Origin of the sequence: Marinobacter vulgaris (assembly GCF_003344045.1) — a bacterium.
Lineage (GTDB): Bacteria > Pseudomonadota > Gammaproteobacteria > Pseudomonadales > Oleiphilaceae > Marinobacter > Marinobacter vulgaris.
This window is the reverse complement of the sequence record NZ_QFWX01000006.1, coordinates 264,178-277,062: the sequence shown is the minus strand read 5'-3', so window position 1 is coordinate 277,062 and position 12,885 is coordinate 264,178. Positions and strand designations below refer to the sequence as shown.

Genomic DNA, 12,885 nt, shown 5'->3' with positions numbered 1-12,885 from the left:
CCGGTTTTAGCGCCCCCGCAGGAACAGTTTGTCCAGTTCGGAAAGGGTGACCACCGTCCAGGTGGGACGGCCATGGTTACATTGGCCACTGCGTTCGGTGGCTTCCATATCGCGCAACAGGGTGTTCATTTCCGGAATGGTCAACTGACGGTTTGCGCGGACCGAACCGTGGCACGCCATGGTACCCAGCAGTTCGTGGGTGACGGCCTCAACACGGTCACTCTCACCATTCTCGATCAGGTCTGATAACACATCTCTTACCAGCTGCTCGGTGTCGGCGCCCCGAAGAAGCGCAGGGACCTGACGGACCGCGAGGGTTTCGGGGCCAATCCGCTCAACCCGCAACCCCAACAGAAGCAGCTCCTCACCATGGGTTTCCGCCAAAGCGGCCTCCTTCTGGCTGACCGCAAGGGACACCGGCACCAGAAGCGGCTGACTCTTGAGATCCTGGGCCTCCAGTGCCCGCTTCATGCGCTCATAGGTGATGCGTTCGTGCGCGGCGTGCATATCAACCACGATCATACCCTGGCGACTCTGGGCAAGAATATAAATCCCGTGTAGCTGGGCAATGGCATAACCCAGAGGCGGCTCATCGCCGCTGCCCTGCGGCGGCGTGGGAGAAGCAACCGCCAGCTCACTGGTCTCCACCATGGCAGACTGCTCATTGACACCACCACCCTGGCTCAGGGAATGGTAGAACGCCATCTGATCGCGGGCCTGCCATTCATGCTGGGGCTGCCGCTGAGTGCCGGAGAAACCGGACGACTGCTGGCCGGGCGACGCAGCAAACGGGTCCGGAGAAGGCTGATGATTCAGGTTCGCCATGGCAGCCTGGGTGCCATACCCGCCGGCGGCCCCGTCAGACTCGCGTCCATGGGACTGGGCTATTGCGCCTCGCAGATGGTCGTCCGGTCGCACATCTGCCAGAGCCTTGTGAAGGGTGCGGAAAATAAAATCATGAACCAGGCGCCCGTCGCGGAATCGCACTTCGTGCTTGGTTGGATGAACGTTCACATCCACGTTCCCGGGGTCGACTTCCAGATACAGCACAAAAGCCGGATGGCGGTTGTTATAAAGTACATCCCGGTAAGCCTGGCGCACCGCATGGGCCACCAGCCGGTCGCGGATCACCCGCCCGTTCACGAAAAAATACTGAAGATCCGCCTGGCTGCGGGAGAAGGTGGGCAGGGCCACCCAGCCCCAGAGTTTCAGCCCCGTTGCCTCGGCATCAATCACCACGGCGTTGTCGATGAACTGCTGGCCACACAGGGAGCCAACCCGACGCTCGCGGTCCAGGGGGGTTTCCGCCGGGCGCAGGCTCTGGACCACGCGCTGGTTGTGGCGGAGCGTGAATCCGGTGTCAAAACGGCTCAGGGCCTGACGCCGGACGCACTCGTCCACATGATTGAATTCGGTTTTTTCGGTGCGTAGAAACTTACGGCGGGCCGGCGTATTAAAAAACAGGTCCCTCACCTCGACCGTGGTCCCCACGGGGTGGGCGGCTGGCGAGATGCTGGCATCCATGTCGCGCCCTTCCACCTCTACCCGTGAGGCAGCTTCCTGGCTCTCGGTGCGGGAGGTTAGCGCCAGCCGGGAAACAGAACTGATACTCGCCAGAGCTTCGCCGCGGAACCCCAGGGATGCAACGGCCTCGAGATCGTCGAGGTTTTCGATCTTACTGGTGGCATGCCGGCTAAGGGCCAGCGGAAGGTCTGCCTCATCAATACCTCCGCCATCATCACGAACCCGGATGAGTTTGACACCACCCTGCTCGATCTCGATATCGACCCGGCGTGCACCGGCGTCGAGCGCATTTTCTACCAGTTCCTTGACGACCGAAGCCGGGCGCTCAACCACCTCGCCAGCGGCAATCTGGTTTGCCAGGCGCGGAGTCAGTAATCGAATGGAGGGCATGCTACCGGGATACCTCGTTTCAGGATGCGGGGATACGAATGGTTTGCCCTACCATAACACGGTCATCATTAAGGCCGTTATATCGCATCAGTTCAGTGACGCTGATCTGATTCTCTTTAGCAAGCCCCGACAATGTATCTCCCCTGCGGATGCGATACTGGCTGACACTGTCAGCACGCTGGCTGTTCTGTTTCTGCCAGGCCAGCAGGGTACCCGGAGGCGGTGTTTTCTGGAAATAGTCGTCAATGCCCTCGAACACCGCCCGGGAGAGCTTATCCCGGTACCAGGAGCTGGACAGGTTCTGCTCTTCCTTGGGATTCGAGATGAAACCCGCCTCAACGAGAATCGATGGGATGTCCGGCGACTTCAGCACGGCAAACGCGGCCTGTTCAACACCCTTCTTGTGGAGTTTCGCAACGTTACCAAGCCTGCCGAGAATCGAGCTTCCGACCCCGAGGCTGGAATTAATGCTTGCGGTCATGGACAGATCCAGCAGTACGCCCGCCAGCATCTCGTCGCGCCCGTCCAGGGAAACCCCACCGGCACCACCGATCAGGTCCGACCGGTTTTCGCTTTTCGCCAGCCAGCGGGCCGTCTCACTGGTAGCACCGCGCTGCGAGAGGGCAAACACTGAGGCCCCACTGGGCTGAGGCGTACGGAACGCATCCGCATGGACGGAAACAAACAGGTCGGCGCTATGCTTGCGCGCCAGCAAAGTCCGGCTGCGCAGGTCAATGTAATAGTCGCCAGTTCGGGTTAGCTTGGCAGTATATCCGGGCTTGGCGTCTATCAGCTCCGCCAGGGTTCTGGCCATTTTCAGTACGACGTCTTTCTCGAGGGTACCGCGGGGGCCGATAGCGCCGGGATCTTCACCACCATGACCGGCATCAACCACCACAATAATGTCGCGCTTGCCATTGCTGTTCTGGGAAACCGTCGGCTCGAACGACTTCCGGGCTTTCAGGCCATCCTCGTCGATCAGGTCTACTACCAGCCGGTGGCCATACTGTTGATTGGGTGCCAGCTGAAAACTGCGGGGCTTGATATCACTTTTGAGGTCCAGAACCACCCGCAGGTCATTGCCGTTGCGTGGCGCACTGCGGATACGACGAACCGGGCTACCGGACAGGTCAAGCTTTTCGAAGTCAGTTTTGAGGCTGGCATTTTCGAGGTCGATCACCAGCCTTGAGGGGCCCGAGAGCGCAAATACCTTGTGGTCAATCTTGCCACCAATATCCAGCACCAGCCGGGTGTGGTCCGGCGCCGGCCAGATCCGGGCACTGTCTACCGTAACGCCCGCCATCGCAGCCAGCGGCGCCATCACTGACAGCAGTCCCGCTACAACAAACCATCTGGAGAACGTTTTTATAATCATCATCCTGCACACCTGCACTGATCAATCACGATTAATGTCCCTGCCCGAGGACCACTGCTTGCCAACCTGCGCCAGCAAACCTCGGCCTCTGGCCGTTGGCGCCGAAACCCGGGCAACGCGCCCGTCACCGCTTTTATTCAAACGGACCAGAAGATCCGGCTCAGGCAGGATACCCAGACCCCGCCCGGGCCACTCGATCACGCACAGATTCTGGCCCTGGAAATAATCCCGGATACCCATGTACTCAAGCTCTTCCGGGTCACCAAGCCGGTACAGATCAAAGTGATAGGCCGGCGGATTCAGATGCTCATAGGGCTCGACGATGGTGTAGGTCGGGCTTTTGACCGCGCCCTCATGACCAAGCCCACGCATAAGCCCCCGGCTCAGGGTTGTCTTCCCCATACCAAGATCACCTTCCAGAAACACCACCAGCCCCTGACCACTTGCGCTGGCCAGCCCGGCCAGAATCTGGCCCAGCTTCTCCGTCTCCAGCTCGTTCTCCAGGTGGAGTGTGAGTTCGCCTGCTGACACGGCCATCACTCTGCAATCGCCCCTTGCTCGCCATTCCACGGTACAGATCCCGACTCTGATTCCATCAGCACCCGCGGCAGCGCATCAATGACATCCACTGGCAGCAGCCCCATATAGCCACAGGTCCCCGATGCCCGGTTTGCAGCCGCCAGGTGGAGAGCGGCGGCTGCCGAGGCCGCCAGATGCGCGTCTCCCAGCTGCGCATACAGGCTGCCAAGCACGCCCGACAGCACGTCTCCCATGCCGCCGGTGGCCATGCCCGGGTTGCTGCCACTGATGATATCCGGCGACGAGTGTCCCGAGGCGACGACCGTACCGGCTCCCTTGAGCAAAACCACGCCGCCGAATAGCCGGCGAATCTCCTCCGCCGCCTGAACCCGGTCGTTCTCAATATCCCCGACCTCGCATTCAAGAAGTCTTGCTGCTTCTCCCGGGTGCGGCGTGAGAATCTGGTGCTCTGCCGGCTGCGCGACCCGCGACGCCATAAGGTTCAGGGCATCCGCGTCCAGCACCCGCGGCTTGCCGCTGGCCACCACCTGCTGCAGCATCTGCTGCCCCCAAGCGCCCTGGCCAATGCCGGGGCCACAGACAATCACGTCTGCCGCACTGATCAGCGCTGGCAGTTCAGAACCGTGGATCAGCCCCTGCACCATAACTGACGGGCAACGCGCCAGTGCAGGCGCCACATATTCCGGGCGCGTTGCCAGGGTGACCATGCCGGCGCCGGACCTGGACGCAGCTTCCGCTGCCATCAGGCCAGCGCCACCGAAGCCACGATCACCGGCAACGATCAGCACATGCCCGAAACGCCCCTTATGGGCAACCCTGGGGCGGCGGGGGATCGACTTCCGAATGCCTGCCCAATCCACTCTGCGTGCGAGCCTTGGCTGTCCACTCTCGGTCGCCCAGTCGTCGGTATCCAGGGATTCAAACGCCACTTCCCCGGCGCATTCCGGACCCTGACCAGTGAACAGACCGGCCTTGAGGCCGATAAAGGTCACCGTCGCCGACGCCCTGATCGTTTCCCCGGCCACGGTTCCGGTAGTGGCATTCAGCCCCGAAGGCAGGTCAATTGCCAATACCGGCGCAAGCGCCTCGTTGGCTTGGCGGATCATTGAGGCAAAAGGCTCGCGAGGAGCACCGGTCACACCGGTGCCGAGCATGGCGTCAACAATCAGTCCGGCATTGGCGAAATGCTCGCCGACTTCGCTTTCGTCGGTGTCGGCCAATTCCCTTACCCGAACCCCGTCCGCAACGGCTTTTTGCCACGCCTTGCGGGCGTCGCCGGACAGTTTTTCAGTCGGTGCCACAGCCAGGCAGTCCACGTCCAGGCCGTGCCGAGCTGCATTGGCAGCAACCAAGTAGCCATCGCCGCCGTTGTTGCCAGCACCACACAACACCAAGATCCGGCCCGGCTCGGGCCAGTACCGCACCAGCCGCCGGAACGCACTGGCAGCAGCAGCCTGCATCAGTTCGAACCCGTCAACCCCTTGCTGATCAATCACATAGTGATCGATCTCTCGCACCGCATCGGCGGAGTAGAGGTCTTCTGGTAAACTGTGATCTTCAGACAGGCGCATAACCACCGCTCCCGTTACAGAATTCGGATTAAGAAAAAGGGCCAGATACCTGTAAAGAGTAGCAAAACTCTGGGAAAGGTCATAACTTAATCAAATTAAACTTCGTTACTGGCATTCAATGACCGCTGCAACCGACCAAAACCTGAATGATCTGCCGCAAAAGATACGTTCCTGGGCCCATGAGCTGGGTTTTAATGACTCCGGGATCACCCTTCCCGACACCGGTATTCATGGCGAGCGGCTGAACAACTGGCTGCGCGAGGGACTTCATGGCGAGATGTCGTACATGGCAGATCATGGCGACAAACGCTACACCCCCACCTCGCTGGTGGAGGGTACCCGCCGGGTCATTTCCGTGCGACTCGATTACCTGCCGGCACCGGACAATCCGGGGCGGGTGCTCACTAACCCGGAGAAAGCCTATATCACCCGTTATGCGGTCGGTCGTGACTACCACAAACTGATGCGTAAGCGCCTGGCGAGCCTGGCCAAACGGATTGACGAAGCGGTATCGGGCTATGATTATCGGGCGTTTGTGGACAGCGCCCCGGTTCTTGAGCGAGCCCTGGCCCAGCGCGCGGGCTTGGGCTGGATTGGCAAGAACAACATGCTGATTCACCCGAAGGCCGGCTCGTTCTTTTTCCTCGGGGAAATTTTCACCAGCGCCCCGTTACCGCTTGATGCACCTTTCGAGAAAGAGCATTGCGGCAGCTGCGCAGCCTGCCTGGATATCTGCCCCACGGACGCCTTCGAAGGGCCCCATAAGCTGGATGCCCGAAAATGTATCAGCTATCTCACCATCGAACTGAAGGGCAGCATCCCTGAAAACCTGAGATCGAAGATGGGCAACCGTGTGTTCGGTTGCGACGACTGCCAACTGGTCTGCCCCTGGAACAAGTTCAGCAAACCCACCGCAGAAAAGGACTTCCAGCCCCGCCATGGCCTGGACAACAGCGAGCTGGCCACCCTGTTCCTGTGGACAGAAGAGGAATTTCTCAAGCGTACTGAAGGTTCTGCCATCCGCCGAACCGGTTACCAGGGCTGGCTTCGCAACCTGGCAGTAGGTCTCGGCAATGCGCCTTCAACCATTACCGTAATCGAAGCACTCAAAGCGCGGGCAGATCACCCGTCGGACATGGTTCGGGAGCACGTCCACTGGGCTCTGCGCCGGCACGGTCTATAACCGGAAGAAATGCTCGCGGTAATGGCGCAACTCGTTGATGGAGTCCCGGATATCATCCAGAGCCAGATGACTGCCCTTTTTCTTGACCCCACCGAGGACATCCGGCCGCCAGCGGCGTGCCAGCTCCTTGATGGTGCTCACGTCCAGATTGCGGTAATGGAAAAAGGCTTCCAGCTCGGGCATATACTTCACCAGAAAACGCCGGTCCTGGCCGATGCTGTTGCCACAAAGCGGTGACTGGCCGGGTTCGAGGTAACGCTGCAGGAATTCCAAGGTTTTCTGCTCGGCGTCTATCTCACTGAACTTGCTGTCCTTCACCCGCTTGGTGAGCCCACTCTCGCCGTGGGTGCGGGTGCACCACTCGTCCATGTCGCCGAGCAGCTTGTCTGACTGATGGACGGCAATCACCGGACCTTCTTCAATCGTGTTCAGTTCAGAGTCCGTAACGATGGTCGCTATCTCGATAATGCGCTCTTTCTCCGGGTCCAGACCCGTCATTTCCAGATCAATCCAGACAAGATAGTTGGCTTCTGGCATTCAGTGTTCTCCAGCGGTTAACTCATGATTTGGGCAATGGCCGGGCAGGGCTTTCCGGGAGTGTCTGAAGCCATGGATGGCTTCAGACAAGCGCACAGGGATGTGCTCGCAGCGTCTCCCGGGAAGCCCTGCCCGGCCGTTGCTGCACATAGTCTGCCTATTGTGGATGAATCACGTATGATGTTACAGCAATCACCATTCTCCAGCAGGAATTAACCGACTCAAGATATGGCTAAACGTCGACTCAACAAGCAGCAGCAATGGCGCATCAAGAAAGTCCAGCAGGAACGGGCTGCCCGGGCGGCGAGGAAGGAAGTGTCCATCGGAGAGAAACTGGATGCCGGCGATCTGGGCCCGGAGCAGCAGGGGCTGGTTATCGCCCACTACGGTCAGCAGCTGGATGTGGAAGCCCTGGAGGGTGAGGACGCCGGCAAGGTGCTGCGCTGCTTTGTGAGGGCCAACATTGACAGCCTGGTGACCGGCGACAAGGTAATCTGGCGGCCCGGCAGCGATGGTACCGGGGTGATTGTGGCCCGCTGCGATCGCAATAGCCTGCTGCAGAGGCCCGACAACTTTGGCGCCCTCAAACCGGTTGCGGCCAACATCGACCATATCATTCTGGTGATTGCCCCGGAACCGGAGCCCCATGACAACCTCATCGACCGCTATCTGGTAGCCGCGGAAAGTACCGATATCCCGGTAATTATCCTGCTCAACAAGACCGACCTGCTCACTGACCAGAACCGGGAAACCATTGACAAACTTCTGGCACGATACGAAAAACTGGGTTACCGGACTGAGCGCACCTCCGCCAAAACCCTGGCGGGCGAGCAGGCCGTGCGGGTGGAAGATCTGGTAAAAGACCAGACCAGCGTGTTCGTGGGTCAGTCGGGAGTTGGCAAGTCGTCCATCATCCAGACCCTGCTTCCTGACGAGTCGATCCGGGTGGGTGCGATTTCGGAAAGCACCGGCAAGGGTATTCATACCACTACTACCGCGAGGCTGTTTCATCTCATTTGCGGCGGCGACCTCATCGACTCACCGGGCATCCGGGAATTCGGCCTCTGGCACATGTCACCGCAGGAGATCGAGTATGGTTTCCGGGAAATCCGCGACCTGATCGGTCACTGCCGGTTTCGCAATTGCAGCCATATGGGCGATCCCGGCTGCGCCATTGCCGAGGCCGCCGAGGACGGACGTATCAGCATGGAACGCATGAAAAGCTTCAAACGGATCCTGCAGGATATGGCGGAGCAACAGTCCCGGGGGCTGAAGGCTGACTAAAACAGCCTACCAGTTCAGCTCACCGGGCTGAGGCTCTTCCTTTTCGTCGGACCAGTTACCCTGCTCCAGCCGCTCCATGGCCTCTTGCTGCTCCGCTTCCGAGGGCGCAGTCAGGTCGATCAGCGGTTCGTTCGCGTTGCCGGCGTTGCTCTGGATGCCTTCGGCAGTTTTCTTGTTCATCACGATGATCGAAATACGGCGATTAACCGGAGCCTGGGGGTCGTCCTTGTCAAACAGCACGGAATCACTCAGTCCCACGACCCGGCCAATCTGCTCCTCCCGCACTCCACCGGCCACCAGCGCCCGGCGGGCAGTATTGGCGCGGTCCGCCGACAGTTCCCAGTTGGTGTAACCGGGGCGACCGCTAAACGGGGTGGAATCGGTGTGACCGGTGATGCTCAGCTTGTTGTTGACTGCACCCAAGGTTTTGGCCAGCTCGAAGAGGATATCCTGGGAATAGTACTTGAGCTCGGCGCGGCCGCTATCAAACATCGGGCGCTGGGAGCGATCGACAATCTGGATACGCAGCCCCTCACTGGTGATATCAATCAGCAGCTGGTCCTTGAACTCCTGCAGGGTTTCGTTCTGTTCAATGCGGTCCTTGAGATCCTGGAAAAGCTCCTCCATCTGCTGCCGCTCCAGGGTCTGGGACAGCTCTTCCACCACCCGGTCCTCAATCCGGATATCGCTGCGCTCGATATCCTCGCTGCTCTCGTTGATGACAGACGCACTCCCTCCGAGATCCACCGGGTTCGCGGATCCGCCCTCGGTGAACCCGACCGGATCCTTGAAGTAACCCTCCACCGCCAGTTTCTGCTCGGGGGATGCCGTGGCCGTCAGCCAGAGCACGAGAAAGAACGCCATCATGGCCGTGGCAAAATCGGCAAACGCAACCTTCCAAGACCCGCCATGGTGCCCTGCGGCAACGACCTTTTTTCGCTTGATGATGATTGGCTGGTCTTCCAAGCAACTACTCCAGACGGCTTTTGTTCAGATTATTTCGAACGCACGTGGTCGTTCAGTTCCTGGAAACTCGGCCGCTTGTCCGAGGGCAACGCCTTACGACCAAACTCGATGGCCATTTGCGGTGCCTGGCCAGAGACGGTTGCAACAATCGCTGACTTCACACACTCGTAGGCCTTAAGTTCATAACGGGCAGAGTGCTCCATGGCAATGGAGGTGGGGCCGACAAAGCCGTAACCCATCCAGATACCGAGGAACGTACCCACGAGCGCCGCTGCCACGCTGAGACCGATTTTCTCCGGCCCCTCAGTCAGGAAATTCATGGTAATGACAATACCGAGCACGGCCGCCACAATACCCAGGCCCGGCAATGCGTCCGCTATCTTGTTGACGGCATGGGCCGGCTCTTCCAGCTCATGCTGGCGACTGTCGATCTCGTTTTCCATCATGCCTTCGAGTTCGTGGGTCGCCATATTTCCGGAGCTGATGATTCGGAGATAGTCCGTCATGAAGGCAAGCAGATACCTGGATTTCATGATCGCCGGGTAGCGGGTAAAGATCTGGCTTTCCTGGGGGTTGTCGATGTCCTCCTCAATCGCCATGACCCCCTGCTTACGGGATTTGTCGAACACCTCATACATCAGGCTCAGCAGATCCATGTAGAAGGATTTGTTGTAAGGCGAACCGGTCAGCTGATTGAAAATGCCTTTGCCCACTTCCTTGACCGTGTGCATGGGGTTGGCAATGATGAAGGATCCGAGTGCCGCACCGCCGATAATCAGGATTTCAGTAGGCTGCCACAACACCATGAGATTGCCGCCATGGAGGACATACCCCCCCAGGACGCTTGCAATTACGATAACTGCGCCGATTATGAGTAACATGGAGAGAGAGCATACCTTCTGTGATTGTTATCGGGAAACTGCGACTGAAGCCTGGCTGCCATTCCGCTTGGCACAGATAATAGCAAGCGCCGCCTGTAACCGCGAAGGTGTGAAACAATTTCTATACACACCGCGCGGTTTGATAGACTCTGCACCTTTGAGCGCCAAGGATCAGTCCTGATGTACGACAAGCTATTTGTAACCGGCCAGTACTTAGCCCCCCAGCTGGCCATCTCGCGCCTGGCCGGCCGCCTGGCAGACAACGAGGGCGTTCCGGCGCTCAAAAACCGCGTTATTAACTGGTTTATCGGCCGCTATGGCGTGGACATGAGCGAAGCGGTCGAATCAGATCCGGATGCCTATCCCAGCTTTAATGCCTTTTTCACCCGCGCCCTGAAGCCGGGCCTGCGGCCGATAGACGCAGGCGAGTCCGTAATGGTCAGCCCCGTGGACGGCGCCATAAGCCAGCTGGGCAGCATCAGTGACGGCCGGGTTTTTCAGGCCAAGGGCCAGTCCTTCAGCCTCAACGCTCTGCTGGGTGGCGACGAGGAACGGGCCAAACCATTTATCGGTGGCGAGTTTGCCACCACCTATCTCGCTCCGCGGGATTATCATCGCATCCACATGCCCCTGGCCGGCACCCTGCGAGAGATGGTCTACATTCCGGGCAAGCTGTTTTCCGTCAACCCGACCACAGCGGAAAATGTGCCCGAGCTGTTTGCACGGAACGAACGAGTCGCCTGCATTTTTGACACGGAAGCGGGTCCGATGGCCTTCGTGCTGGTGGGTGCCATGATCGTGGGCAGCGTTGAAACCACCTGGGCCGGAGTTGTTGCCCCCGGTGAGCGCCGGGTGGACGTAACCCGCTACGACGGCCTCAAGGCTCCGATTCGTTTTGACAAAGGCGAGGAAATGGGACGATTCCGCCTGGGATCAACCGTTATTGTGGTGATGCCCAAGGGCACGGTCACATGGAACAGCGACCAGAAAGCCGGGGAAAGAGTCCGTATGGGGGAGGCCTTCGGAAGAATCACGCCCGCTCCGCAGGAAACGCGATAACACTGGCAAGATCATCCACCCCCATCTTCAGCATCAGCAAGCGGTCGAGCCCCAGTGCTACTCCGGCGCAGTCGGGCACGCCGGCTTGCAGAGCGGCCAGAAAGGCCTGGTCGACGGGCATTTCCGGCTTGCCCGCTGAAACTCGCGCCCGGTTATCTGCCGCAAACCGCTGTCGCTGCTCCCCTGGGTCAGTGAGCTCCCAGTACCCGTTACACAGCTCAACCCCCTGTACGTAGAGCTCGAAACGGTGCGCCTGGCGCAGGCCGTCCTGTTCCGACACCCGTGCCAGTGCCGCCTGGGACTCCGGGTAGCCGGTGACGAACACCGGGCCGGCTTCCGCCAGCGCCGGTTCTACCTGGCAGCTCATCAACAGATCCAGGCAATCGTCCCGGCTAAAGGCCTGCAGCCGGGACGGTTCCATCCACTGCTCGCAGCGGGCTGACAACTCAGTGTCACTGCTCAGGAACGGATCAACACCGGCAAACCGGAGAAAGACATCGCGGTAACTGATCGTTGTTGGCGCTTCACAACCCAGCCAACCGCACACAAGCTCCGCTACTTCGGCCATCAGGTCGGAATCCGTGAATCCCGGCCGGTACCATTCAAGCAGAGAAAACTCGGGATTGTGCCTTCGCCCGGATTCACCGTCACGAAACACCCGCGCCACCTGGTAAATGGAGCCAACACCGGCGGCCAGTAGGCGTTTCATGTGATACTCGGGGGAAGTCTGGAGCCAGGCTCTCGATGGGCTGGACCCCACGGGGGTGGGGCTGGCGGCAATGCTGTCGATATTGATATCGGTGACGCCGCAGCGACCCAGCACGGGCGTTTCTACTTCCATCACCCCCCGTTGCGCAAAAAAGTCGCGCACCCAGGCCAGCTGCTGTGCGCGACTTTCAAGGGCAGCCAGGGAGGCGGAAGGCTGCCAGGAAGGGGTTTCAGTCACCCTGGGGAAACCGATCAGCTGCTTTTCACGCGGTTGACGTATTCACCTGAGCGGGTGTCGACCTTGAGCACCTCGCCGATGGTGATGAACAGCGGCACGTTGACAACGGCGCCGGTAGAGAGGGTTGCCGGCTTGGTGCCACCCTGGGCGGTATCGCCTTTCATGCCGGGGTCCGTATCCACCACTTCCAGTTCAACGAAGTTTGGTGGCGTTACTGTCAGCGGCGCGCCGTTATAAAGTGTGACGGTATAAACGTCCTGCTCTTTCAGCCATTTAAGGGCATCACTGACGGCTTTCGCATCCGCCGGGTACTGTTCAAAGGAGCCGTCGGTCTTCATGAAGTGCCAGAACTCGCCGTCCGTGTACAGGTATTCCATTTCCAGATCGATGACATCGGCGGCTTCCAGGCTTTCACCGGACTTGAAGGTGCGCTCCCACTGGCGATTGGTCATCAGATTGCGCAGCTTGACCCGGTTGAATGCCTGGCCTTTGCCGGGCTTGACGAATTCGTTCTCGAGAATGATACAGGGGTCGCCGTCCAGCAAAACCTTAAGACCGCCGCGGAATTCGTTGGTAGAATATGAAGCCATGAAATTATCACCTGAAAAGATGCGTATAAAAATTCGAAG

The 12,885-nt window shown here is 59.4% G+C and carries 12 protein-coding genes; 3 read left to right on the top strand and 9 right to left on the bottom strand.

The genetic code is table 11. The features are described from left to right. Positions 1 to 6: 6 nt before the first annotated feature. The 4 genes from mutL to DIT71_RS14725 all read right to left on the bottom strand — a co-directional run bounded on the left by mutL (position 7) and on the right by DIT71_RS14725 (position 5,400). Positions 7 to 1,914 (bottom strand): DNA mismatch repair endonuclease MutL, encoded by a 1,908-nt coding sequence (gene mutL / locus DIT71_RS14740; protein ID WP_114613975.1) that lies wholly within the window; start codon positions 1,912 to 1,914, stop codon positions 7 to 9. Between the two features lie 19 nt (positions 1,915 to 1,933). Beyond that, a complete protein-coding gene (locus DIT71_RS14735) occupies positions 1,934 to 3,235 on the bottom strand; it encodes an N-acetylmuramoyl-L-alanine amidase (protein WP_244312035.1) in 1,302 nt (433 codons plus the stop codon). A 75-nt stretch (positions 3,236 to 3,310) separates the two neighbouring features. Then, entirely contained in the window at positions 3,311 to 3,826 is a 516-nt protein-coding gene (gene tsaE, locus DIT71_RS14730; RefSeq protein WP_114613973.1) for a tRNA (adenosine(37)-N6)-threonylcarbamoyltransferase complex ATPase subunit type 1 TsaE, read from the bottom strand. Beyond that, entirely contained in the window at positions 3,826 to 5,400 is a 1,575-nt protein-coding gene (locus DIT71_RS14725; RefSeq protein ID WP_114613972.1) for an NAD(P)H-hydrate dehydratase, read from the bottom strand. Before DIT71_RS14725 ends, tsaE begins: the two co-directional genes overlap by 1 nt. A gap of 118 nt (positions 5,401 to 5,518) precedes the next feature. Between DIT71_RS14725 and queG the strand changes: the two genes are divergently transcribed. Further along, positions 5,519 to 6,583: a tRNA epoxyqueuosine(34) reductase QueG gene (queG, locus tag DIT71_RS14720; RefSeq protein WP_114613971.1), complete on the top strand. Its 1,065-nt coding sequence runs from the start codon at positions 5,519 to 5,521 to the stop codon at positions 6,581 to 6,583. Here the strand turns inward: queG and orn are convergent. Then, on the bottom strand, positions 6,578 to 7,120 hold the full coding sequence (gene orn / locus DIT71_RS14715; protein ID WP_114613970.1) for an oligoribonuclease: 543 nt from the start codon (positions 7,118 to 7,120) through the stop codon (positions 6,578 to 6,580). The genes queG and orn overlap by 6 nt on opposite strands. A gap of 228 nt (positions 7,121 to 7,348) precedes the next feature. Here orn and rsgA point away from each other — a divergent pair, with 228 nt between their 5' ends. Then, positions 7,349 to 8,404, top strand: coding sequence for a small ribosomal subunit biogenesis GTPase RsgA (rsgA, locus tag DIT71_RS14710; protein WP_114613969.1), 1,056 nt, complete (start codon positions 7,349 to 7,351; stop codon positions 8,402 to 8,404). 6 nt (positions 8,405 to 8,410) lie between these two features. Here the strand turns inward: rsgA and motB are convergent, their stop codons facing one another. Next, positions 8,411 to 9,370 carry a flagellar motor protein MotB gene (gene motB, locus DIT71_RS14705; protein ID WP_114613968.1) on the bottom strand — a complete coding sequence of 320 codons (960 nt, stop codon included), beginning with the start codon at positions 9,368 to 9,370 and terminating at the stop codon, positions 8,411 to 8,413. Positions 9,371 to 9,399: 29 nt separating this feature from the next. Next, positions 9,400 to 10,251 carry a flagellar motor stator protein MotA gene (gene motA / locus DIT71_RS14700; RefSeq protein ID WP_114613967.1) on the bottom strand — a complete coding sequence of 284 codons (852 nt, stop codon included), beginning with the start codon at positions 10,249 to 10,251 and terminating at the stop codon, positions 9,400 to 9,402. Between the two features lie 180 nt (positions 10,252 to 10,431). Between motA and asd the strand changes: the two genes are divergently transcribed. Continuing rightward, positions 10,432 to 11,310 carry an archaetidylserine decarboxylase gene (asd, locus tag DIT71_RS14695; protein WP_114613966.1) on the top strand — a complete coding sequence of 293 codons (879 nt, stop codon included), beginning with the start codon at positions 10,432 to 10,434 and terminating at the stop codon, positions 11,308 to 11,310. Here the strand turns inward: asd and epmA are convergent. Together epmA and efp are read right to left on the bottom strand one after the other, a co-directional pair. After that, positions 11,282 to 12,256, bottom strand: a complete 975-nt coding sequence (epmA, locus tag DIT71_RS14690) for an EF-P lysine aminoacylase EpmA (protein ID WP_114613965.1) — start codon at positions 12,254 to 12,256, stop codon at positions 11,282 to 11,284. The two genes, asd and epmA, sit on opposite strands and share 29 nt — an antisense overlap. 14 nt (positions 12,257 to 12,270) lie before the next feature. Continuing rightward, positions 12,271 to 12,846: an elongation factor P gene (gene efp, locus DIT71_RS14685; protein ID WP_114613964.1), complete on the bottom strand. Its 576-nt coding sequence runs from the start codon at positions 12,844 to 12,846 to the stop codon at positions 12,271 to 12,273. Positions 12,847 to 12,885: the final 39 nt, after the last annotated feature.